We start from the raw sequence: 24,320 nt of genomic DNA, 5'->3' as shown, positions 1-24,320 counted from the left end.
GTTAAAAAATACACAAAAAAAACATGAGCCATTATCTCGATATGACTCATGTTTTTGCATTATCCTTCTAGGACGGAAAAAGATCCTTCTCCGCCGTGAATCTCGAGGAACATATCCATCAATGACTTTGTGAGCTGTTCGGCTTCTTTGATGGGTGTCTTTGCTTGTAAATAGATGATCTGGATGGCATGTTTGGTGTCTTCGGTGACCTTCGTCCGTTCCGAATCGACGTAGGGACTCCCGAATGCGCCGTCATCATCAGCTGAAACGATCATGTTTTCCATCGAGTTCACCCGCCCATTCAATCCAGGATATTGGTCCGGACTTCCACCAATTTTAATGGAGAGATCACCTGATAATGCATCTGCATCATAGATGCCAATCGGGACCTCGTATAAAAGCGAGAAGAAGTTATTCAAGTCGATGGCTGAATGGATAGGGGATAAGTAATTCTGCTTTTTGACTCGGCGGTATAGGGCCTCGACGGAAGGGCGATAGCGTGAAGGGTTCGTCCCGGTCATTTTGAAAATTTCCCGCCATTCTTTGATACCCGGAAAATCCGTGAGTTCCTTTTCTTCAAGATCAAAAAATAAAGCTTCTTGAAATAATTGAAGTCTCCCTTTTACCATTTGCGGCGAGGGGCCGACTTCGATGTTTTCGTATGTAATGAAACCAATCTTGAAATCGGGAACTTTGCTTGCGAGATTAGAGGAAATCTTAATTTCCAAGTGATACACCTCCAAAAATGATTGAAATTAGTTTATCATAGATACCAATGGTTTGATATGTTACAAGCATCATTGGGTAGAATGAAGAGAACGAAGGTGATAGAAATGGATATGCATGCACTCAAGCAAGAAGTGATTATATATAGTAAGGAAATAGGCATCGATAAAATCGGTTTTACGTCGGCCACGACGTTCACGGAGTTGAAAAGCAGGCTGATCCGACAGCAGGAGATGGATTATCAGTCCGGCTTCGAAGAAAAGGATATCGAAAAAAGGGTCAGGCCCGAATTGATCTTCGATAAACCGCAATCAATCATATCAATTGCGCTTGCCTACCCTTCGAAATTGAAGGATGCCCCTCAAAGCAAGAAAGGAGAGCGCCGCGGGATTTTTTGCCGGGCCTCCTGGGGAACGGATTACCATACCGTGCTCCGTAATAAACTGCAGCTACTTGAAGATTTTATAAAAGGGAAAGTCCCTGGAGCCATGGCGAAATCAATGGTGGATACGGGCGAACTTTCGGACCGGGCCGTTGCAGAGCGGGCAGGAATCGGATGGAGCGCTAAAAACAGCATGATCATCACTCCGGAATTTGGTTCGTATGTGTATTTGGGTGACATGATTACCAACTTGCCGTTCGAGCCGGATCAGCCGATGGAGGATCAGTGCGGCACATGCAATAAGTGTGTGGATGTATGCCCAACAGGTGCCCTTGTGCAAGGTGGACAGTTGAATGCCAAACGCTGTATTGCATTTTTGACGCAGACGAAAGATTTCCTTCCGGATGAATTCAGGACGAAAATAGGCAACCGGTTATATGGATGTGATACGTGTCAGACTGTCTGTCCAAAAAATAAAGGGATGGATTTTCATTTTCATGAAGAGATGGAGCCGGATCCCGAGCTTGCCAAACCGCTGCTGAAGCCATTGCTCACCATCTCCAATCGCGATTTTAAAGAGACATACGGACATGTATCTGGATCATGGCGTGGCAAAAAGCCGATTCAGCGGAATGCCATCTTGGCATTGGCTCACTTTAAGGATGAAACCGCCATGCCGGAACTGATCCAAATCATGCAAGAAGACCCGCGCCCCGTTTTGCGTGGCACGGCTGCCTGGGCGATCGGGAAAATCGGTCGGGAACGGTCGACCTCCATTTTGGAAGAAGCCAGGTTGAAGGAAAAAGACGAAGAAGTGCTCGCGGAAATTGAAAAAGGATTACAGTTCACTTACCATACTGAATAAAAAGGAAGGCCCCGAATGCAACCATTCGGGGCCTTTCCATTTTTAGCAGTTTGACCGATAAATAGTGTGATTTGACCGATAAAAGTGGCAAAACGACCGATAAAAAGCCGAATTGACTGATAAAACTTCCCCATCGACCGATAATTGCTCCTCAGTTGAGCAATGGACCGAATGAAGTTGTGTTTTTAACCAAGCCCTCCTTCATACACATTAGAAGAGGTGCTATGAAGGAGGGCTTGATTTTGAGGGAACAGTTGAAACGGCTTTTACAGGAAAGGGTTGAACTTTACACTTCCAATGAGCATGTACGGGGAGAGGGTAAGATCTATCTGAAAAAGGAAGCACTGAAGAAGCATGATACGGAAATTGTCCGTGTGAATGCTGCTGGAAAGGTTGACTCGGAACGGCAGGAAGGGGATTTGAAAATCCTGACCTATCAAGTGCATCTGCAGTATTTAATGAAGCAGGAGGATGGCTTCTATATAGAAGAGGAGATGGAAGAGAGGGAGGCGCGGTTTCGGGATGAATACTTAATAGAAGAACGGGAGCTTGAACCTGATTTAGAACCTGACGAGGACCCGGAAAATTGGGAAGTGGGTTTGGATCGGCTTACTTATAAGTATGACCGGATGAAGGCGGTTCAGTATGCGGAGCGATGGTGGAATGAGTTCAATCCACAGTATTATAAATTCACGGATGACTGCACCAACTTTATTTCCCAGTGCTTGCATGCCGGGAACATCCCGATGTGGGGCGAGCCGAACAAGAATAAAGGGTGGTGGATCAGAGGAAAGAATTGGAGCTATACCTGGACGACAGCTCATTCTTTGTATCATCTGCTTAAGGGAGGGAAAGGGATCAGGACAAAAGAAGTGGAGACGGCACAGGAATTGAACCTGGGTGACATCCTGTGCATTGACTTTGAAGGTGACGGGCGGTTCGATCATAACTTGATTGTGACGGCAAAGGACCAAAAAGGCATGCCCCTTGTGAATGCCCATACGATGAATAGTCGCCATCGATATTGGACGTATGAGGATTCGACTCGATATACACCGAACATCGTCTATAAATTTTTCGTGATATTAGATAGAGTGTGATTGTTTTTAGTCTGTTTGTTTAATGCTATAATTAGTTGAAGTTTAAACTAGAGGTGAAAATGAAGTGGCAATACATGTAGTTTTATATCAACCACAGATTCCAGCAAATACAGGAAATATCGCAAGAACATGCGCAGGAACGGATTCACACCTGCACCTTATCCGTCCGCTTGGTTTTTCAACGGATGATAAACAGCTTAAACGGGCTGGGCTCGATTATTGGGAACATGTGAAGATTCATTATTATGATTCATTGGAAGAGTTTTTTGAGAAGAATGCCGGCGGTGCATTTTATTACTTAACCAAATTTGGTGAACAGCCGCATACAACCTTCGATTACAGTGATCAAGAAAGTGAAATTTATTTTATTTTCGGACGCGAAACGACAGGACTGCCAAAAGAGTTGATCAAAGAGAATATGGACAGATGTCTCCGTATTCCAATGACGGATAAAATTCGGTCACTGAACCTTTCCAATACGGCCGCCATCTTGATTTATGAGGCGTTAAGACAACAGGATTACCGTGACTTGGAATTAAAAAGAGAATATTAAGGAGTTATTCGTCAGCGGGGTGGGGATGCTTTGCTGACGAATGCTTATACATAATTAGGGGGTAAAGCAATGAATAACATCATCGAGAAAATTCTGGACCACCGTTCCGTCCGTTCTTTTGAGGACAAGCTATTGTCTGCGAAACAAATTTCTACGATTGTTGAGTGTGCACAGGCTGCATCAACTTCAAGCTATATCCAGGCCTATTCGATCATCGGGGTGACCGACCCGGAAAAGAAAGCCAATCTTGCTGAATTGGCTGGACCTCAATCATATGTAGAGAATAATGGACATTTATTCGTGTTTTGTGCCGATTTACATCGTATGGACATAGTAGCCGAGATGGAAAATGAAGATCTTACTGCACCAATTGAAAGTACGGAAAAATTCATGGTGGCCTGTATCGATGCCGCACTCGCTGCTCAAAATGCGGCGCTTGCTGCTGAATCAATGGACCTCGGCATTTGCTATATTGGTGGTATTCGTAATGACCTTCAACAAGTTTCGGAAATCCTGGACATCCCACATCGTGTCGTTCCTCTATTCGGCCTTGTTGTCGGATATCCAAAAAAACGTTCAGATAAAAAGCCAAGACTTCCTCAAGCCAATGTATATCATGAAAATGGCTATCAAACGGATAAACAGACCTTCATCGGTCAGCTAGAAGCATACAATGAAACGATTTCCGACTATTATGAGCAACGGACCAAAGGAAAACGGAAAGAAACCTGGACGCAACAAATGGCGGACATGGCCGGCAAGAAAAGCCGGATGTATATGAAGGACTTTGTGGAAAAACAAGGATTGAAGAAACAATAATTATAGGTGGATGATCCTCTACTTCATGTTCGAGCATCCATTTAAAAGGATTACATCCCATTAATTTATATAGAGCTTAAAAAATAAGAGCCTGACACTAAGTGTTGGGCTCTTATTTCTTGTATAAATTAAAATAATGCAGATATTCTTTTTCTGATAGGATGTAAAAAAATTTTCAGATGAATTATTTCGAAGGTTCAAGGAGGCATGTCATAAATCAAGTATAAGGAGATTATCCGCTTTTTAACAAAGTAAATATTAACAAAGGCAATAGTGAGAAAACTTCACAGCCTAATTAAGTATATAATAAACATTTGTACTGATAACTTCATAATAAGAAAGGAAGTAACAATTTGCAGGTATTAGGTGGTATTTTATTTTTTTGTAGCTTCATATCTATCTTTGTATTTATCATTTTAGGTATAGTAGCACTACTCAAAAAGAACGGAAAGGCAAAATCGCGTTTTATTGGAGTGGGTGGTTCATTTATTGTCGCCATCATTTCATTTATTATTATAGGAGCAAGCGGGGAATCTGAAGAAACCACAACAGATAAAGAGAAGCCAGCTCAAGAACAGAAAACAGAAAAGGCAGAAACACCTGAAGAGAAAGCAGAGAGAGAGGCCAAAGAGAAGGCCATTGTTGAGGAGAAAGCGAAACAGGCTGCTGAAGAAAAAGCTAAGGATGAAGCAGAGGCTAAGAAGAAGGCTGAAGCTGAGAAGAAAGCTAAAGAAGAAGCTGAAAAGAAAGCTAAAGAAGAAGCGGCTGCTAAAAAAGCAAATGCAAAACCTATTGAATATAATAGGTTGAAGAAAAATCCAGATAAAATGATTGGTGAGTATACGAAATATACGGGTGAGGTTATTCAGATCCAGGAAGAAGAGGACTTTACGGCCATCCGTTTAGCTGTTACAAAAACATCATATGGATATGATCCTAATGACATTATAATGGTCATGTATGCAGGTACGACCGATTATATAGAAGATGATGTTATTACTGTGTACGGAACTATTTCTGGCGAATACAGCTATACTTCCCAAGCCGGTTGGGAAATCTCTATTCCAAGCATGCTAGCTGAAGAGTTTGAAAAGTAAAAGGAAAGTCACTCTTAGTGGAGGCACTTATATAGTGTCTCTTTTTTTATGCTTTTCTTCCAAAAAAAGGGGCTACTCCCACAAGTCATTCCCATGACTTGTGGGAGTAGCCCTTTTTCGTATGCTCTTATTTATTTTTCACACCTGGTTTGTCGGCATATCCACCAGTGAAGATGGCAGCTAAAAACGCAATTGTTACGGCAATGACAATAACTGTTCCCATGATGTAACCTCCCTTTACCCATATTGTCCCACTTAAGTATAGGCTTAGTATACCCCAATTTTTAGTAGATGTGCACGTAAATTTTCTTGCCTCGTGATTTGTCACCAAATATTCAAGACTTTAAAGGAAAACCTTGGATTGGGCAGCCGGACAAGATGAACCTCTTTGGAAAGTCTGACATGTTTGTCAAACTCGGCGCATAGATTTAAGTATTCTCTGAAAGTGATAGGGGGAGGTTCCTAGATGGATATTTTAAAGAAAATCGAAAAATTTAGAGAAGATGAACAGAAGCTGAAGTGGGAAGGCACCTTCGCAGAATACTTAGAGATACTGAAAGAAAAGCCATTAGTTGCACAATCTGCTCATTCGCGTGTATACAACATGATCAGAGATGCTGGGATAGAGGAAGTAGATGGAACGAAGAAGTACAACTTTTTCAGTGGTCAGCTGTTTGGACTTGAGGATTCATTGGAGAGGCTCATCGAGGAGTATTTTCATCCCGCCGCTAAGCGGTTGGATGTCCGAAAGAGGATTTTGCTTTTGATGGGACCGGTATCAGGTGGGAAGTCTACATTGGTTTCACTCCTTAAGAGGGGGCTTGAAAGTTATTCGTTAAATGACTCAGGGGCGATCTATGCGATAAAAGGATGTCCGATGCATGAAGATCCACTGCATCTCATTCCTCAAAACTTGCGACAGGATTTCTTTGAGGAATATGGCATCCGGATTGAGGGGAATCTGTCACCGCTGAATGTGATGAGATTGGAACAGGAATATGGCAGCCGGATTGAAGACGTGATGGTTGAGCGTATCTTCCTTTCAGAAGACAAACGTGTGGGAATTGGTACATTCAGTCCATCCGACCCTAAATCACAGGATATTGCCGACTTGACCGGAAGCATCGACTTTTCGACGATCGCCGAATTCGGATCTGAATCAGATCCGCGAGCCTATCGCTTTGATGGTGAGCTCAATAAGGCAAATCGCGGAATGATGGAGTTCCAGGAAATGCTGAAATGTGATGAGAAGTTTTTATGGCATTTGCTCTCACTGACCCAGGAGGGGAATTTCAAAGCAGGAAGGTTCGCATTAATCAGTGCAGATGAACTGATCGTTGCCCATACGAATGAAACGGAGTACAAGGCATTCATATCCAACAAAAAAAATGAAGCCCTACATTCCCGGATTATCGTCATGCCGATCCCGTATAACTTAAAGGTGAGCGAAGAAGAGAAGATTTATGAAAAAATGATCCATGAAAGCGATGTTTCCGATGTCCACATTGCTCCGCATACCTTGCGGGTGGCAGCCATTTTCAGTATCATGACCCGTTTAAAGGATCCGAAAAAGGGTGATATCGATTTATTGAAAAAGATGAGATTGTACGATGGGGAAAATGTTGAAGGATTCAACTCCGCGGACATCAATGAACTGAAGAAGGAATACCAAGATGAAGGCATGAGCGGGATTGATCCACGGTATGTCATTAACCGGATATCCTCCACAATCATTCGGAAGGAAAACCCGTCCATCAACGCACTTGACGTATTGATGTCGTTGAAGGCAGGCCTTGACCAGCATCCGTCGATAACGAACGAGCTAAGGGAACGATATTTGAATTTCATTTCGCTTGCACGTAAGGAATATGATTCGATTGCCAAAAATGAAGTGCAAAAAGCGTTTGTGTATTCCTATGAAGAGTCGGCGAAGATCCTTATGGACAATTACCTAGATAACGTCGAAGCATACTGCAATAAATCAAGACTGCGCGACCCACTGACTGGGGAGGAAATCAATCCAGACGAGAAATTGATGCGTTCGATTGAAGAACAAATCGGCATTTCTGAAAATGCCAAAAAAGCCTTCCGTGAAGAAATCCTGATCCGTATCTCGGCCTATGCACGGAAAGGAAAACGATTTGATTATAATTCCCATGACCGCCTACGTGAAGCCATTCAGAAAAAGCTGTTTGCTGATTTGAAGGATGTTGTCAAAATCACGACTTCAACCAAGACACCGGATGAAAGACAACTGAAGAAAGTGAATGAAGTCATCAAGAGACTTATTGACGAACATGGGTATAACTCGACTTCCGCCAATGACTTACTTCGCTACGTAGGAAGCTTGTTAAACCGCTAAAAACAAGAAGACCCCTGCCTTAAAAGGTGGGGGTATTTATCGAAAGAAAATATTGTAAATAATACCAATTCGTGATATCTTTTAGCTGAAGCAGTTATTCTCCGATGTTAATAAAACAACCTATTAAAATCCTCTGAAATACTTCGCGCTTCGGATATTTTCACATGATCGTCCAACATGTACATGAAGAAACGTTGTCGTTGTCATGGATCAGTAAGGTTTTTTCTGTTTTGTAAGCGCAATCATAAAAAAGTTGATGGAGGGATTTCAAATGAGTGTAATCGCTGAATTGAATGAATTGGCTGGTAAAATCAACAGTAATCCGGAGCATATCCAAAACGAGGAAAATCGTGTGTATCAATTCAACATTGAAGAGATTGGACCGGTTCAGCTGTTGATTAATAATGGACAAGTTGAAGTGATCGAAGGTACGACAAATGATCCAGAAGTGACATTGAAATTATCAGAGAAGAATTTCTCCAAGTTATTAAAGGACGATTTAAATACAACGGTCGCTTTTATGACAGGTGGCCTAAAGGTAGACGGAAACATCGCTTTGGCATTGAAACTGCAGGAAATTGTAAAACGTTATAAATGAAAATACCGAACTCTGCCGTTCTTGGGAGAGTTCGGTGTTTTTTGTGTTGTGGGTTCTTTTATTCAGTGACATTTAATCCGTATTGTTCGATGAGTGTGACGAGCTGGCTTGGTGATAACTTGTCTTCGCGGTATTCGATTTTGATTTCGCCGTCATCCACATCGATGATGGCACGCTCGACGCCTTCCGTACTCAATAGGATGGACTCTAAATTTAAAATTGGGCCCTCGGTTGTCGCTTCCCTCACATAGAGTGTAGTGGTTTCCATGCTCCATTCACCTCCTGGATTTTTTCCATATAGATTATCTATACCCTTTATCCATTGGACATATGTACGGTTTGAAAATTGGAAATATAGGGTATCAATAAGGTAGAGGTGATATAAAATGAGTAAAGAAGAATTGAAAAGAGAACATGTTCCAGAGAACAGTTCGATGGCGAAAGACTTAGACGAGATGAAAGAACTTGGGAAGCAAATGGAACGGCAGAGAACGAACGAAGAACTGAAGGAATGGGATAAACGACCAGGTACCGTCCAACATGAAGTCGAGGAAAAAAAAGAGTGAAAAGGCGTGCCATTGAAATCGTTCCATCCATGTAAAAAAGGGTATCCAAGGAAGTTACAGGATGCCCTTTTATTTGTGTCAATGCCTATCGAAAAACCGCATTGATCGGGATGGGAGATCGACATCCCCTGCAACTCCTCCTTTTATAGATCCTTCAAATCTTAATAACCCGTAACGTAACTACTTCATTCTCTTTGTTTTCTCTCTAAAACAACGATTCCGCCCGCTTATATCATTTCATTAGCACCGGTCACTCACTGAGGATATTGAGTTTCTTGTTGTTCAGGTTTATCCTTCCCTGTTGACCTGGGACAGCCGCAAAGCATGTCCAATTTCTTTTATCGCGTAGGAACCCGTCTTATTTTTTGGGCAAAACAACCATTAATGAATTTTTGTGTAAATTATCCTTCGCCGCTGCATAGGATAGAGTAATACTTTTATTTTTATCCGATTTTTCTCGAATTGTATATTTGAATAGCTAAACCTGTGTTGCTGTGGGCTTTCTCACACTAATTTATTATATGAAGGAATGATGAAAAGCGTGCAAACATTTTTAAGGGGGGAAGAGAATGTCAGAAGAGAATAATAAACAATACGTGATCTCAGAGGAAAACTGGTCCCTCCATCGGAAAGGCTATGATGATCAACAACGCCATCAGGAAAAGGTGCAAGAGGCTATCAAGAATAATCTGCCTGATTTGATTTCTGAAGAAAGCATCGTGATGTCCAATGGTAAGGATGTTATCAAAATCCCGATTCGCTCCTTGGATGAATATAAAATCCGCTATAACTATGATAAAAACAAACATGTCGGTCAGGGGGACGGGGATAGTAAAGTCGGGGATGTCATTGCAAGAGATGGATCGCCATCGAATGCCGGTTCCGGAAAAGGGCAAGGTGCTGGGGACAAGGCGGGCGAGGATTATTATGAAGCCGAAGTGTCGATGATGGAGTTGGAGGAAGCATTGTTTAGCCAATTGGAGCTGCCGAACCTTCAGAAAAAGGAACATGCGGAGCATACGCTTGAGCATATTGAATTCAATGATATCCGGAAAACCGGCTTGATGGGGAATATCGACAAAAAGAAAACGATGATATCGGCCTTCAAACGGAATGCCTTAAGCGGCGATCCAGGCTTTCATCCCATTTATAAGGAAGACTTCAAATTCAAGACATGGAATGAGGTCGAAAAGCCGGATTCCAAAGCGGTCGTGCTGGCGATGATGGATACATCAGGAAGCATGGGTCTGTGGGAAAAATATATGGCCAGGAGCTTCTTCTTTTGGATGAACCGCTTTTTACGGACAAAATATGAAACCGTCGAGATAGAATTCATTGCCCATCACACCGAAGCGAAAGTTGTGCCTGAAGAGGATTTCTTTTCAAAAGGGGAAAGCGGTGGAACGATTTGTTCATCCGTCTACCGTAAAGCATTAGAACTTATCGATCATAAATATGACCCTGTGAAATTCAATATCTACCCGTTCCATTTTTCCGATGGTGACAACCTCACATCCGATAATGCCAGGTGCGTCAAGCTCGTGGAAGAACTCATGAAGGTCTCCAATATGTTCGGTTATGGCGAAGTCAACCAGTATAACCGCCATTCCACCCTCATGACTGCCTATAAGAACATTGACAATGAAAAATTCAGGCATTATATCCTTAAGCAAAAGGCCGATGTATTCCATGCGATGAAGAGCTTTTTCAAGGAAGAAGAAAGTAAGAAATACGCGTAAAACAAAGAAAAAGAAGCCTGTGATGGCTTCTTTTTCTTTGTTGGCTTTAGGCCTCTACGAGAGAGGGTTCCAGCTTAGCTTTTGAAGAATCTTTCTTATGGGTGGTAAGTGTTACAACTAAACAGATGCCTAGGAATACAACAAATAAGCTGGAGATGACCCATAATGCCGTACCAAGGCTGGCTTGCATATTACCACCATAGTAAAGCAACGACCTCATTCCATCGACCATGTACCTCGTTGGAAGGAAGATGCTTGCGATACGGTGGAAATCCGGTAGGTTTGCGATAGGAACCGCCCCACCACTGCCGAAAATACCCATGATGTTGAGCGGGAACATTATAAGCATTCCCCATTTGCCAAAGAATAGGCTGATTACTTTAAACATGAGGAACATCGTCATACTGCTTAACAAGGTAAACCAGAATATTGGCCATATGCCAATGGAATGCACACTCCCGAAAAATCCGAACACAGCGAGTTGAAGCATGGCTGAAACCAGTAGTGTTACGATTAAACCGAAGAGCAATTCTGTAATGAGAATTTTTGTGTTGCTGATCGTGTGTCCCTTTGAGTTAAGAGTTTCACTGATTTTATTAATATAGCCATTTATCATTTGTACACCCAGCAGTCCTGTTATTGATGTAATCAGCACAATCATGAAGGGGGTCATCCCTTTATTTAAATTGGCTGGCAATCCAAGGACATTGGTTGATGTATAGTGGATGGGTTGATCTAATACAGAAGTTGAAAGTGGAGATACTTGCATATTTTTTGAAACCAATGCGGATTTAATTTGGCCGCTTAGGCCATCGGATGCTGATGATGCCATCGTTTGTAGCACATTAGAAGCAACTGCAGTAGCCATCTGACCACCAGCTTCATTGATCAAGATTTCCACCTCGGCCGCTTTTCCATCCGTCTCCCCTGAAATGAAGCCACCCTTCAATTCGTTAATGGAAGCTGAGAAGTTTTCAGGTATAACGATGGCTCCATAAGCATTATCATCCTTAATTTGATCGATTGCTTTTTCTTTGCTTGTCACCACAGACCATTGTAAGGAATGCCCGTCTACTTCTTTGGAAAGGTTACTTAGCAGACTTTTACCGAATGCAGAAGAGGTGAACTGTTCGTCTTCATTCACGATGATTAACGGAAAGTTGGACAATTTTGGATCGGCTCCACTGAATACGGGCAAATAGATGCATATCATGCTTAGCATTAGCAAGGGTACCGCCCAGATGGGAAACCAGGTCATTTTAATTTTTAATAATTTCTTCAAATCAATCATTCTCCTCAAACTAGTGAAACGGGTCAGTCATCAAGTCGGTCATTTGATTCTGCCTTTGAAAATACCTTTTTATTCATGATTTTTACCATTAAGTACAGCACTTCCCTGTCTTCCAGATCCATTTCCTCAAATATCTTAGAAGCATGGGAGTCATCTACAGAGTAAGAAACGACGCTATATCCAGCATCCGTTAATTGGATGAGTTGACTCCTTTTATCCAAAGGGTTTTCCACCCGTATAACCAATTCTTTTTTCTCAAGAGAATCGACTAAATAAGTGATCGATGCTGCTTTTAAGTTTAAATGCTGTGCCAATTGAATCGATAAGCAAGCGTTCTTCCGTTCGATATAGCTTAATATGGAATATTGATTGAGCGTCAACTCTTGTTTTCTCAAATGGCTGGCGAATGCCTTTAACCGATTGTTTGCCATTTTCTTGGCCAAATCATTATAAACACTTATTAACATGTCGACTGTAATCCCTTTATTCTCCTCCAAAAAAACACAACTCCTTAAAAGCGATAAAGTCAATAATACTTTAAATATTCTAAGTTGTAAAGGAGTTAAATCCGCTGATAATAAGGAAAATATTATAAAGTGCTTTGAATCATCAAAGTTTATTGTGTAAGCGTTCACAAACTCTTCTAAGAAATGATGGGTAATGGTCTTTTCCTAGGAGCAGTTATAAATAAAATTATAATGTGAGTGTGCTGGTTGCATTAACTAATTTCTTGAAGTGCCGATATAAGAAAAGAATGAAGGACTTTATACCTAAAAGGGGAGAGTTTTAAGAATAATAATAGTATACGGAGGGAAATAAAGTGAAGATGTATAGGAACTTGAAGATAAAAGTAAAATTGATTGTGGCATTTTTGTTAATGAGCATAATTCTAGGAGCTGTCGGAATATACGGATTAACGAATCTAAGTCATTCTAACGATGATCTTGAATCCATGTATCATGACCAGCTTGTGCCCCAGCAATATCTTAATGAAATCGAGGTTGCGTATCAAGATATTCGAATCGGTGTCCGTAATTTGGCATTTGTCGCAAAAACGCCTGCAGAAAAAGAAGCGGGTGAGCAGGTAATCCTTGAAAAGATGGACGAAATTGATGCATTAACGAAGAAATTTGAAAGCAGTAATATGAATGCTTCTGAAAGAAGCCTTGTTGAAGAATACAAGATAGCCCTGGCGGATTTTTATGTCCTGACGGAAAAAAATATGGCATTAGGGAAGGCGAATGATATAGAAGGATTCCTCCGAACATTAAAAGAAAACAAAGGGAAGGGCGACCAATTGGAAATAAAGATTGAGGAGCTAAATATCATGACGGATGAATTGGCCCGTGATGCTTATAAAAGCGCCAATGATTCCTTCACCCATACTAAGAGTACTACATATATCCTTATCATTTTTTCAGTATTGCTTAGTATTGCTCTAGGCTATTTTATTTCTCAGGTGATATCGAAACCGTTGAATAAGGTCGTGCAATTGGTCGTGGATATCTCAAAAGGAGATTTAACCCAAACATCGGATATTGATACGAAAGATGAAGTGGGGGTTCTTGCCAAATCAATGAATGAAATGGTAAGCAATCTTAGAAATATGATGAAGGGGGCATTCCACACATCCGATCAGGTGGCTGCCTCGTCAGAAGAGCTGACAGCAAGTGCTGAACAAACAAGTAAGGCAACGGCGGATATCTCCAGTGCCATCCAAATGATAGCGGATGGAGCCGGCAGCTCTGCAGCAAGCCTTGAGGAAAGTTCGACGGAGTTAGGGGAAGTATCGCTTTCCATTCATCATATGGCAGAAAGTTCCCATGCCATTGCGAAGTCTGGATTACATGTCGCTGAGCAAGCGAAATTGGGTGGCGAATTCGTTGATAAAACGGCGCTACAGATTCAGACGATTTCCCAATCAGTTGATAAAAGTGGAGAAGCAATTCAATCACTGGATAAAAGGTCTCAGGAAATAGGCGAAATAACAAAAGCGATTACAGAGATAGCGAATCAGACGAACCTGTTAGCATTGAATGCGGCCATCGAAGCAGCTAGGGCAGGAGAACATGGGAAAGGGTTTGCCGTGGTCGCTGATGAGGTCCGTAAGCTGGCTGAACAGTCTCAGCACTCTTCGACTCAAATCGCTGAACTTATTAAAGAAATTCAAGAAGACATGATGAAATCCAATCAATCCATCAACCAAGTCAAATTGGACGTGAAAGAGGGACTTGGTATCGTCTCGAAAACAGAGGAAAGTTTCAAAGTCATCTTGGATTCGATTAGGGATTCGAGTGATCAAATCGAAGAAATGGTCGCAACTTCCGAGCAAATGTCAGATAGCGCTCAAGAGGTTTTAACCAATTTAACGAGCATCACGACCATTGCAAGAAATGCAACAGGTCATAGTCAAAACGTTGCAGCTGCCACGGAAGAACAATTGGCATCCATGGAAGAAATAGCTTCTGCCTCAAATAATCTTTCGAGGATGGCCAGTGACTTACAGGAACTATTAGGTACGTTCAAACTATAAAAACGTCCAGCTCCGCCATCCCTACACTTCATAGGGATGGCATTTCCATTAGCGGTTTGTTTTCAAGTACGAAGCTCGGCAGGGAATAGATAAATAAAAACAATAAACAGCCGATATTATGGAATAAATTGATAATTCGGCCGGATGAAAGGATCAAAAATGAGTGAAGAAACTAGGTATATGGAAAATGAATTATTAAATCTTTTAGATGCTTTCAAGGAGTTGAATTCAGATTTAGATGTGAAGGTTGTCTTTCAGAATATCATTCTCCAGATGGCCAAGCTTTTGGATGCAGAAGCAGGTACGTTATGGGTGACAGATCCCGATCGTGATGTAATAAAAGCCACTGCCGTATATGGGCCGACTTCCTCTAACATTCTCAAAGTAGAATTGAAAATGGATGAGGGAATCGTCGGAAAAGTGATCTGTTCAGGAAAACTACAGTTGATTTCTGATGTATCAACAGATCCGGCTTGGGCACCGAGAGTGGACAAGGATAGCGGTTTTACCACCAAGTCCATGCTTACGGTTCCGTTAATTGCAAAAGGGAAAGCGATTGGTGCCATGCAGCTTCTTAATAAAAAGAACGGCCAAAATTTCACTAGGAAAGATGCCCAAATGGCCCTCGTTTTAGCCAACCAGTCAGCATTGGCACTGTACAATAGCCAAATGTTCGAGGAAATTCAAAATATTAATCTAAGCATGATCCGCACGCTTGCCAAAACCCTAGATAAGAGAGACCCATATACTGCCGGTCACTCGGAAAGGGTGGCCACTTATTCTAAATGGATGGCTCTAAAAATCGGCTTGGATACCAAAGCATGTGAGGAATTGTATAAAGCGGCCTTGCTTCATGACATTGGGAAAATCGGTATCCCCGATGAAATTCTACGAAAGCCTACTAAACTGTCGAATGAAGAATACGAGATCATAAAAAAGCATCCTGAAATCGGCGCGGATATTTTGTCGACCATGGAGCCAAAAAGAACAATCCTGAATGCGGTGGAAACGGCAAGATACCATCATGAAAGGCTGAATGGAAGTGGATACCCTGATCAATTGGCAGGAAAGGAAATCCCTCTCTTTGCGAAAATCGTCGGAATTGCCGATACATTCGATGCGATGACGACGGATCGACCATATAACAAGGGACTTAGTTACAATGAAGCGGCAAAAGAGCTGATGACATGCAAGGATACACATTTCGATGAAGCATTGGTTATTGCTTTTCTGACCGCCTTGGAAGAGAGGAAATACATAACGATAGAAGAGGGACATGCATTGGAGGGAAGGTAAATGAATCCATTTGATTTCATGCTGATTGGGCATTTCGTGGGGGACTTTCTGTTTTTAGACCCGGTGTATGGCTAGCAACAAAGCCACAAAGTGGATTCTCTATTCACGCATGTGACTGTCTTACTTCATCGTTTTTTTATTCGGTTTATTGGCAGGAGGAATCTTACTTTGGGGGCTCACAGTCATCTATTTCGGACATATCGTATTGGATCGGCAAACCTTCGTCTCTTTCTGGGGGAGGAATATCCAAATGGCCGATGAAAAGATCCAGGGTTGGTTATCGATCATGGTCGATGAAATCTTCCATATCATTCTACTGGCCATAGCGATTTATCTTTCATAAAGGGGGAACAGGGAATGGAACGTTTTATAAGAAAATATAGCATCGAAAAAGATTTTCCTTTATCTAGGTCCTTCGTTTGGAAGGTGTTGGGGGACAATGATCGCTTAAACCGGTTCATTGGTTTATTCCCTGTCGAATTCGGTAAAGTGGAAAACAAGCAAGGTGGGATTTTTTATAGAGATGCAGTAGCAAAGGTAGCTGGATTCGTCGATATCTTGTGGAAGGAATATCCCTTTCAGTGGGTGAAAAATGAACAATATACCTTTGAACGCATATACGAAAAAGGCCCTTTTACTAAGTTGGTAACCACTTTTGAATTTTTGGAATCAACGATATACGAAAATGGATGCAAGGTCTTGATCAAGAGTGAATTTACTCCTCGTAATCTATTGGGTTTGGCGGCGATTCCCCTCATAGGAATCAAATCAATGAAAAACACGATCCGGTATGTGGACGAGCAGATGCTAGTGGCCAACGGTACCATTGAAAAAATCCACTATCAGAAAAAATCAGTAGGGCAAATAAATATTGAGGAATTGAATCGCTTAGAAACGCTGCTTGATGAAGCACCCGTTAACCCGGATTACAGGATAAAGTTGCATGGATTATTGAGGGATGGCGAAAGCAATGATGTAGTCAAGATGAATCCTTATAAAGTTGCAAGCGAATGGGGAGCGGAGCCACTAGAGGTCTTGCGTCTTTTTCTCTACGCAACAAAAGCGGGCCTCTTAAATTTAAGCTGGAACCTGATTTGCCCGAATTGTCGTGTCTCCAAGGTGGAATATACGACTTTATCAAAGCTGGAAGGTCAATTTCATTGTGATTTATGCGGAATTGACTATAACGCGGACTTCGGTAAATATGTGGAACTGAATTTTTCCGTGCATCCATCCATAAGGAAAGCATATGACCAGGTTTTTTGTGTAGGCGGGCCGATGATCACCCCGCATGTACACATGCAAAGGGTGATACAAAAGGGGGATTCCTTTGCCTTCCCTCTTCCCGATGGTTTTGTGAAAATGAGGATACGCGTGTTGCAGGCGAATCATATTGTTACATTCGATGAATGGCCGGAAGATGAAAATATTAAGGCGATGGCCTATACATATGAGGACAACGGTTGGCATAGAAGCGGAGAACAATATAATCTAAAGAATGATGAAATGATGATATCCAATGAAAGTTCGTCGGATATCGTCGTTGTCATGGAAAAAGCCGAATGGAACCAAGAAGTCGTAACAGCTGCTTGGGTCACCTCTTTGCAGGAATTCCGGGACCTGTTTTCGTCTGAAGTATTATCCCCCGGGCAGCAGGTTGGCATCGAGAGCGTGACCATTTTATTTAGCGACCTTCAAGGATCGACATCCTTATACGAAAGCATAGGGGATGCAGACGCCTACGGGCAGGTTCGCAGGCATTTCGAGTTTCTGAGCCATTGGATTTCAAAGAATTCCGGGGGTGTCGTCAAGACGATCGGAGATGCCGTGATGGCGGTATTTCATCTGCCGGAGGATGCCCTGAAAGCCGCCATTCAAATACAAGAACATGTGTCAGAGTTCAATGCCACGGTAGGTGATCCCATTGTCTTGAAACTAGGTTTATATAGTGGCCCAGCGATTGCCGTGAATTCGAATGATCGATTGGATTACTTTGGAAGGACTGTGAATATGGCTGCACGCGTACAAGGTCAAAGCGCCGGTCATGATTTAGTGCTTAGTGAGGATGCCCTTCAAAATGAAAAAATGCAAGCAATCATCATGGGGCTCGAAAGGTTTGAGATAATTCCATTCAAGGCTTCTCTAAAAGGAATCAATGATGATGTGGCGTTAATTCAGCTAAAAAAAAGAGTACCAGGCTCCCTTATCGTACAGAATGAAGAAGTGAGTGATGTATAATAAATACAAAAAATCCCAGTAAAATGAAGACTACTGGGATTTTCAGGCTGAGTATTACCGATTATGCTGGTTAAACCAAGTAATGAAATTATCGACGACCACATCCAAAAACTGTACAGTCGGTTCATGGGTCAGGTTGCCTTCTTGATCGAATTTTTCATGCACGGCCCCTACATACACTTCATTTCCAGGAAGAAGCGGAGACGAGACGCCTGCGGCAAATAAGATATCCCGTAAATGCAATTGGGCCTTAACCGTCCCCAAATTCCCCATGGAAGCCCCGACGATCCACGATGGTTTACCAATCAAGACTTTATCCACACGAGACATCCAATCAATCGCATTGACTAACACGCCTGGCACTGTCCCGTTGTATTCAGGGGTCACCCACAAAACCGCATCCGCATGGGCCACTTTGTTTTTAAACTCTTTCACAACGACTGGCGGGTCGTTTTCGATATCCTGGTCGAAAAATGGTAGATCCCGAATGTTCAAGATTTCAAGTTCGAATTTATCTTGATACCGCTTTTGAATGTATTTAGCGAGTTTCAGGTTATAAGATTCCTTTCGAATGCTTCCAACGATGGCAACAACTTTCATCATAAAACCTCCTATTATTTGATTGCACGAGCTGATTCTTCATTAATAGTATAATTGTTATTTTATTGAAAGGGAAAAGAGACGCTCATATGCTTTGCTCGAATGTCTCCATTCAAGAGATAAAAAATCTATGCCTCGTTTACCCTTCGATGGTAATACTTATCAAGGAAATAGCCGAAAACGGATGCAAGCATTTGTTGAAAGAGCATCCCGAGAATCACGGGCACGGCAACGGCTGCAGGGAAATAGGTGGTGGCAAGGACTGCACCGGCACTGATATTGCGCATCCCCCCGGTAAAGGTCAAGGTAATGACGTCTTCTTTTTCCCAGTGTAGTAGTTTACCAATCCACCAGGAAAATGCATAGCCTGAAGCGGCGATGAAGAGTACCAAGAGTGCCATGACCAGTAGTTTCTCGTTGAAATGGGTCAGGTAGGGTGCGATTTTTGAACTGTTCAAGATCACGACAATCCCTACGCTTAGTTTGGAAAAAGGAGCCAGACGGGGGGCAAGCCCCTCTTTTATTTTCCCTTTTGTGGCCTGGTTCAAGAACATCGCAAGCATCGAAGGTATAACGATCATCCCGATCAGGCCTTTCACCATGGGCCATATCTCCATTTCAATCGTGCCTCCCCCAAAAAGTGAAACGCTATAAGGCACAATGAAGGGGGAAAGAAGGGTGTCGATAAGGATAATCGTCAAAGCTAACGCGGCATTCCCTTTATAAATGGTGATCCAGATGATGCTGGTGACTCCGGTTGGAATGACGACACCAAGGACCAATCCGGTAATCGTGAAAGCATCCCCTTGAAACACCAGGTGCCCGAGGGCCCAGGCCCAAATCGGCATAAGGATATGCAGGATCATTAATACTATGAAAATGGGTAAAGGATGATAGACTGCTCGTTTCAAGGATTTGAAATTGGAGCCTAGGCTACCGGTAAAGGTAATGAAAGCAAAAATCCATGGAACCAAAAATGTATAATCGGTTAGCCGTTCGGCCAACAAGACACCGATGACAACGCTTATCGGTGTGATGAATGGCATGGCTCTATTTAAATATGTATTGATTGACTGCAGTGACATCCATCCACTTCCTACCGTTTAGTTTCTTCGTTTTTAAGTGTACCATATTCCCAACAATGAATATCGGAACAAAAATCCTTAGTTTATCACACTTGTGTATATACAAAAATAAACCAGTTTAGTAAAATATTTTTAATGACTAATATTTTGGAGCGAAAGGGGATTTCATGAAAAAAGAACTTTTTTCTTGGGTAAAATCGGTACTTATTGCATTAATCGTCGTTTTCATTTGTCGTCAGTTTTTATTTGTTCCAGTGACTGTAAAAGGTGAGTCCATGGAGCCCACTTACGAAAATAATGACCGGATTGTCGTTACGAAAGTCGGAAACATCGAGCATTTTGATATGGTTGTATTTCACGCTCCGGATGCAGAAAAAGATTATATTAAAAGAGTCATCGGACTTGCGGGCGATAGTGTGGAAATGAAGGATGACGTGCTTTACATAAATGGGAAACAATATAAGGAACCATACGTGGAATCAAAAAAAGAGGAAATCCAATCTGATGAAAACTTGACTGAGAATTTCGACGTGAAAGTTCCAAAAGGGACTTTATTCGTAATGGGAGATAATCGCAGGCATAGTTGGGATAGCAGAAGGTTCGGTGTCATCCACGAAGATTCACTTGTAGGGAAAGTGGAGTTTCGTTTCTTCCCTTTGAATGAACTGGGTGCCCCTCAATGACATGATATTTTGTTGATTAAAAATAATCCTATGGATAGATAGTATAGACTAATTCGAACTTTTAGAAGATGATAGATAGGGACCTTTTCCATTGGGTAAGGTCTTTTATTTTATATGTGGAGGTTTTTTGAATGATGAAGAATGGGCTAGCCGCTCTATCCATCCCAAAGTTGGATGAAGAGATGGGAAGGCAAGTGAAAGGGTACGTGGATTCGCTGACTGTTCCGCAGGGAAGTTTGGGAAGGCTTGAGGAATTGGTTATCGAACTGGCGAAGATGACAGGCGAGGCATTTCCGGAGGTTTCGAGACCAGGCGTTATCGTATTTGCGGCAGATCATGGGATTACGGATGAAGGGGTATCCGCTTATCCAAAAGAAGTGACCGAACAAATGGCGCTCAATTTCCTTAATAATGGAGCAGCAATCAATGTATTTAGCCGTGCGATATCCGCTTACTTTGACATTGTCGATATTGGGATTGATGCGGATATTGAAGCACCTGAATTGACGTCAAGGAAAGTTCGTCGAGGAACTCGAAACTTTTATAAAGAGGACGCGATGACGCTAGAAGAAGTAAACCAAGCGCTTGAAGTCGGGTATGAACGGGCAGAGGCGATGATCGAGCAGGGTGCGAAATGTCTGATCCTTGGTGAAATGGGAATTGGCAATACGACAGCGAGTTCTGCCATCATCTCGGTCGTTAGTGGAAAAAGCGTGGAATCGCTAGTAGGTCAGGGGACCGGCCTGAAAAGGGAAGGAATCATACATAAACAAAGAATCATTGAAGAGGCCATTTCGTTAAGAGATCCTAATCCGAAAGATCCAATCGATATTTTAATGAAAATCGGTGGACTCGAGATTGCCGGTATGGCAGGGGCGATGCTTGCAGCAGCCAACAAACGAATACCGATTTTGCTTGATGGGTTCATTACGACAACGGCTGGTGTGATTGCAAACTTGATTTCGAATCATTGCGCTGATTATATGTTCGTTGGCCATCAATCGGCAGAACCCGGCCACAGAACGGCCATAGAATGGCTTGGTAAAGAGCCGATTCTCCAATTGGACATGAGAATTGGGGAAGGAACCGGTGCTGCGGTTGCATTTCCCATTCTTCAGGCAGCGACCCTGGTCGTAAAAGAAATGGCAACATTTGAATCAGCAGGGGTATCCAATAAATAATGAAAACAAAGAGGCCTTCTTGATGGGGGCCTCTTATTTTTCATGTGAAAAATCCAGCTAAACGAAGCATAAGCCAGATGATCAGGGGGTAGGAAAGTAGGCTTCCGGTAAGCGTTATACATAAACTCCATACTCGGACTACCTTATTTTTTAATACGTGTGCAAGCAGTATCATAGAAAAGAGACAGATGAAAAAGGCTGTAATAGCTCCTGGATTATACGAGCCAAAGTAAAAGAATAAAGCAAGATGCTGTACCGCATTGAAGAAAATGGCACCCTGTGTGAAGATGACCCAATGAATGGATGATAAGACCTGAATCTGATAAAGACAAATGGTGAGGAAAACTAGAACAGTCAAGATAGAAGCGGCAAGGATGAATTGAGATTGACTGATAAAAGGTATATGAAAGTGTTTTGTTAAGTATTCGGTCATACTTAATGATTCTTCCGAGTTGTGGAGGAGAAATAATAAAGGAATGAGCCATAACGTTTTGTTAATAGAAACACCTCCTTTAGGATGGAGAAGAAAACAAAATGGATAGAAAGAAACCCGGACGATGAACATGTGAATGTCCATGAGTCCGGGCCGGTTGATCATTTACAGATTATAAGCGTCGACGTTGAAACCTTTTGCTTTGTAATAATCTAGTGTACCTTGATAGATTGCTTTGGCAGCCTGTTGTTTGTAATAAGTTTGTTTCAGTTTGGCTGCATCGCTAGCATTATCGATAAAACCTGCTTCCACTAGCGTTGCTGGCATGGAATTGTATTTTAGAACATAGAAGTTAGCTTCTTTTGTCCCTCTATTTTTAAAGTCCATATAATCTATCAATCTTGCTTGTATTTTTTGTGCTAGAAGTTTGCTATCAGCATTGTATGGATTGACGGCAGCCCTGCTATACGAACTATAATAGTACGTTTCGCCGCCAGTGCCACCGCCGGCATTAATATGGACGCTGACAAATACATCATCATCTGATTTCTTGTTCGCTGAAGCAAAGTCCATGCGTTTTTGCAGGGATTGGCTGGTGGAAATTTTACTTCCCGCCGTAACACTGCTTGTCTTTGAGGTTCTGGTCATGATCGTATGGATGGGTGTTTTATCAAATAAATCTTGTGCTCTCTCGCTGATTTCCAGAGTGAGAGCGGCTTCTTGCAGACCATTACCCACTGCACCGGGGTCCGTTCCACCATGACCGGGATCGAGAATGATGCTAAGTTCGCTTAATGGGGAGACGGTGGAGAGAGAATTATCCCAAACCCAGCCTTGAAGATTACCAGCCTGGATGTATCTCCAACCATTTTTCTCCTGAAAATAGCTCACGGTAGACCCTTTTGGGATAAGACCAATCGTTCCTAATGACTTTGTGGCAGATAAATATACATTTACATTATATATAGATTGAGAAACACCCTCAGATTTGGAGGAAATCTTCATCGTTTCCTTCATGTACTTATCTTCAATCCAACCCGTTGTATTGCTGCTTCTCACAGAGCGCCATCCGTTTTTCAGCTCTTTAATGGCAACTGTTTTATTTTTCGCAAGGGTTTTGCCTGTGGTTCCGCCGATCTTATTAGGAGATTTGTAGATTTTAGCCGAACTCGTACCAGTGATTTTTGCGGTAGCTGTCGTGTCTACAAGAGAGTCTGACCAAACCCACCCTTCATTTGATGAGGTTTGGATATATGTCCAATTTCCCATCGTTGCTAACGAAACAAGCGGTGTACCGTTGGTCACTTTTGTTTTAGCACCAGAACTTTTGGCTGGTCCTTTATATAGGTTGGCATAATTTTTTGAGATGACAGTTTGGTGTGAAAGGGTATCGTAATCGGTGTTAGTTAAATGAGCGTTCCAAATCCAATGGCTCTTTCCATTTACAAACACATGACGCCAATTATTTTTCACTTCTGCATATGCGACAACACTACCGTTGCTCAATTTCCCAGACGTACCGTATTTCTTGCCGGCTCCATTATACAAATTGACATAACTAGCTTTGACCTTTCCTACACCGTATGTAGGCTGAATGTATTTCTCAGCTACCCATGCTTCCTGACCATTTACATAAATATGTCGCCAAGAGCCGGTCTTTTCAAATAGGATGGTTGTAGTACCTGCTTTTGAAGATCCTTCTTTCCCAAATGATGTTCCAGGTCCGGAATAAAGAAGATGGGAAGCTTTTCCGTTTGTCAGTACAGCTTCACCAAGAGAAGACTGTACAAACCTTGAAGCAATCCAGCCAAAATCATCGTTACTTTGGAAATACGTCCAGTTGCCGGAGGTTTTGATGATTGTCACCAATTCCCCTTTTCGCACTTTTCCGCCCGTTGTCCCATAAGCCTTACCAGGCCCTTTATAGACATTGGCACTTTTTATTGTATGGATAATTCCCGTGTCATTGGATTCTGCAGCATTGACCTTAAGCGAAGGGCTGAGTGAAGTGGTCGTTATGAAGAATACGGCCATTGTAAGTAGTAGGATTTTTTTAAACATAATGGGTGACCTCCTTAGTTATAAGGACGCACAAAGAAAATGACTAATAATAACAGTCAGTTATGGATTGATCGTTATTATAAAAATGGCAACAAAGATTATGATTGTTCGA

The 24,320-nt window shown here is 42.1% G+C and carries 22 protein-coding genes; 14 read left to right on the top strand and 8 right to left on the bottom strand.

The window, feature by feature from the left end; genetic code table 11:
- Window positions 1-59: 59 nt before the first annotated feature.
- Window positions 60-728 (bottom strand): B3/B4 domain-containing protein, encoded by a 669-nt coding sequence (locus ACQKL6_RS12810; RefSeq protein ID WP_402867499.1) that lies wholly within the window; start codon window positions 726-728, stop codon window positions 60-62.
- Window positions 729-833: 105 nt separating this feature from the next.
- Between ACQKL6_RS12810 and queG the strand changes: the two genes are divergently transcribed.
- From queG to ACQKL6_RS12775, 7 genes are all read left to right on the top strand, one after another.
- On the top strand, window positions 834-1,973 hold the full coding sequence (queG, locus tag ACQKL6_RS12805; protein WP_427651216.1) for a tRNA epoxyqueuosine(34) reductase QueG: 1,140 nt from the start codon (window positions 834-836) through the stop codon (window positions 1,971-1,973).
- Between the two features lie 242 nt (window positions 1,974-2,215).
- Entirely contained in the window at window positions 2,216-3,073 is an 858-nt protein-coding gene (locus ACQKL6_RS12800) for an amidase domain-containing protein (protein WP_427651215.1), read from the top strand.
- Window positions 3,074-3,137: 64 nt separating this feature from the next.
- Window positions 3,138-3,626 carry a tRNA (uridine(34)/cytosine(34)/5-carboxymethylaminomethyluridine(34)-2'-O)-methyltransferase TrmL gene (trmL, locus tag ACQKL6_RS12795; protein WP_402867501.1) on the top strand — a complete coding sequence of 163 codons (489 nt, stop codon included), beginning with the start codon at window positions 3,138-3,140 and terminating at the stop codon, window positions 3,624-3,626.
- A gap of 69 nt (window positions 3,627-3,695) precedes the next feature.
- Entirely contained in the window at window positions 3,696-4,445 is a 750-nt protein-coding gene (gene nfsA, locus ACQKL6_RS12790) for an oxygen-insensitive NADPH nitroreductase (RefSeq protein WP_427651214.1), read from the top strand.
- A gap of 353 nt (window positions 4,446-4,798) precedes the next feature.
- Window positions 4,799-5,542, top strand: a complete 744-nt coding sequence (locus ACQKL6_RS12785; protein ID WP_402867503.1) for a hypothetical protein — start codon at window positions 4,799-4,801, stop codon at window positions 5,540-5,542.
- A gap of 466 nt (window positions 5,543-6,008) precedes the next feature.
- The gene (locus ACQKL6_RS12780) at window positions 6,009-7,904 is read left to right on the top strand and encodes a PrkA family serine protein kinase (RefSeq protein WP_402867504.1); all 1,896 of its coding nucleotides are present in this window, start codon (window positions 6,009-6,011) and stop codon (window positions 7,902-7,904) included.
- 271 nt (window positions 7,905-8,175) lie between these two features.
- Window positions 8,176-8,502, top strand: coding sequence for an SCP2 sterol-binding domain-containing protein (locus ACQKL6_RS12775; RefSeq protein ID WP_402867505.1), 327 nt, complete (start codon window positions 8,176-8,178; stop codon window positions 8,500-8,502).
- Window positions 8,503-8,560: 58 nt separating this feature from the next.
- Here ACQKL6_RS12775 and ACQKL6_RS12770 read toward each other — a convergent pair whose 3' ends face one another.
- Window positions 8,561-8,770 (bottom strand): heavy-metal-associated domain-containing protein, encoded by a 210-nt coding sequence (locus ACQKL6_RS12770; protein ID WP_402955245.1) that lies wholly within the window; start codon window positions 8,768-8,770, stop codon window positions 8,561-8,563.
- 118 nt (window positions 8,771-8,888) lie between these two features.
- Here ACQKL6_RS12770 and ACQKL6_RS12765 point away from each other — a divergent pair, with 118 nt between their 5' ends.
- On the top strand, window positions 8,889-9,068 hold the full coding sequence (locus ACQKL6_RS12765; protein ID WP_402955248.1) for a hypothetical protein: 180 nt from the start codon (window positions 8,889-8,891) through the stop codon (window positions 9,066-9,068).
- Between the two features lie 569 nt (window positions 9,069-9,637).
- On the top strand, window positions 9,638-10,807 hold the full coding sequence (gene yhbH / locus ACQKL6_RS12760) for a sporulation protein YhbH (protein WP_402867508.1): 1,170 nt from the start codon (window positions 9,638-9,640) through the stop codon (window positions 10,805-10,807).
- A 46-nt stretch (window positions 10,808-10,853) separates the two neighbouring features.
- On the opposite strand, the gene ACQKL6_RS12755 is transcribed toward yhbH, so the two are convergent.
- On the bottom strand, window positions 10,854-12,089 hold the full coding sequence (locus ACQKL6_RS12755; RefSeq protein ID WP_402955252.1) for an ABC transporter permease: 1,236 nt from the start codon (window positions 12,087-12,089) through the stop codon (window positions 10,854-10,856).
- Between the two features lie 32 nt (window positions 12,090-12,121).
- Window positions 12,122-12,595, bottom strand: coding sequence for a MarR family winged helix-turn-helix transcriptional regulator (locus ACQKL6_RS12750; RefSeq protein ID WP_427651213.1), 474 nt, complete (start codon window positions 12,593-12,595; stop codon window positions 12,122-12,124).
- A 341-nt stretch (window positions 12,596-12,936) separates the two neighbouring features.
- Here ACQKL6_RS12750 and ACQKL6_RS12745 point away from each other — a divergent pair, with 341 nt between their 5' ends.
- The 3 genes from ACQKL6_RS12745 (at window position 12,937) to ACQKL6_RS12735 (ending at window position 18,165) form a co-directional block, all read left to right on the top strand.
- Entirely contained in the window at window positions 12,937-14,631 is a 1,695-nt protein-coding gene (locus tag ACQKL6_RS12745) for a methyl-accepting chemotaxis protein (protein WP_427651212.1), read from the top strand.
- 159 nt (window positions 14,632-14,790) lie between these two features.
- Entirely contained in the window at window positions 14,791-15,927 is a 1,137-nt protein-coding gene (locus ACQKL6_RS12740; protein ID WP_427651211.1) for an HD domain-containing phosphohydrolase, read from the top strand.
- Between the two features lie 357 nt (window positions 15,928-16,284).
- Window positions 16,285-18,165: an adenylate/guanylate cyclase domain-containing protein gene (locus ACQKL6_RS12735; protein WP_427651210.1), complete on the top strand. Its 1,881-nt coding sequence runs from the start codon at window positions 16,285-16,287 to the stop codon at window positions 18,163-18,165.
- A gap of 54 nt (window positions 18,166-18,219) precedes the next feature.
- On the opposite strand, the gene ACQKL6_RS12730 is transcribed toward ACQKL6_RS12735, so the two are convergent.
- Both ACQKL6_RS12730 and ACQKL6_RS12725 read right to left on the bottom strand, forming a co-directional pair.
- On the bottom strand, window positions 18,220-18,765 hold the full coding sequence (locus ACQKL6_RS12730) for an NADPH-dependent FMN reductase (protein WP_427592071.1): 546 nt from the start codon (window positions 18,763-18,765) through the stop codon (window positions 18,220-18,222).
- 128 nt (window positions 18,766-18,893) lie between these two features.
- Window positions 18,894-19,850, bottom strand: a complete 957-nt coding sequence (locus ACQKL6_RS12725; protein WP_427651209.1) for a bile acid:sodium symporter family protein — start codon at window positions 19,848-19,850, stop codon at window positions 18,894-18,896.
- A 167-nt stretch (window positions 19,851-20,017) separates the two neighbouring features.
- On the opposite strand from ACQKL6_RS12725, the gene lepB reads away from it, so the two are divergent.
- The gene (gene lepB, locus ACQKL6_RS12720) at window positions 20,018-20,533 is read left to right on the top strand and encodes a signal peptidase I (protein WP_402990698.1); all 516 of its coding nucleotides are present in this window, start codon (window positions 20,018-20,020) and stop codon (window positions 20,531-20,533) included.
- A 134-nt stretch (window positions 20,534-20,667) separates the two neighbouring features.
- A complete protein-coding gene (gene cobT / locus ACQKL6_RS12715) occupies window positions 20,668-21,714 on the top strand; it encodes a nicotinate-nucleotide--dimethylbenzimidazole phosphoribosyltransferase (protein ID WP_427651233.1) in 1,047 nt (348 codons plus the stop codon).
- 40 nt (window positions 21,715-21,754) lie between these two features.
- On the opposite strand, the gene ACQKL6_RS12710 is transcribed toward cobT, so the two are convergent.
- Together ACQKL6_RS12710 and ACQKL6_RS12705 are read right to left on the bottom strand one after the other, a co-directional pair.
- Complete coding sequence (locus ACQKL6_RS12710) at window positions 21,755-22,279, bottom strand: HXXEE domain-containing protein (RefSeq protein WP_402990783.1); 525 nt, start codon at window positions 22,277-22,279, stop codon at window positions 21,755-21,757.
- A 33-nt stretch (window positions 22,280-22,312) separates the two neighbouring features.
- The gene (locus ACQKL6_RS12705) at window positions 22,313-24,208 is read right to left on the bottom strand and encodes an N-acetylmuramoyl-L-alanine amidase (protein WP_427651208.1); all 1,896 of its coding nucleotides are present in this window, start codon (window positions 24,206-24,208) and stop codon (window positions 22,313-22,315) included.
- Between the last annotated feature and the right edge of the window lie 112 nt (window positions 24,209-24,320).

The organism is Peribacillus sp. NPDC097197 (assembly GCF_050278025.1).
GTDB lineage: Bacteria > Bacillota > Bacilli > Bacillales > DSM-1321 > Peribacillus.
The sequence above is the reverse complement of the archived record's forward strand: the minus strand, read 5'-3'. Positions and strand labels throughout refer to the sequence as shown.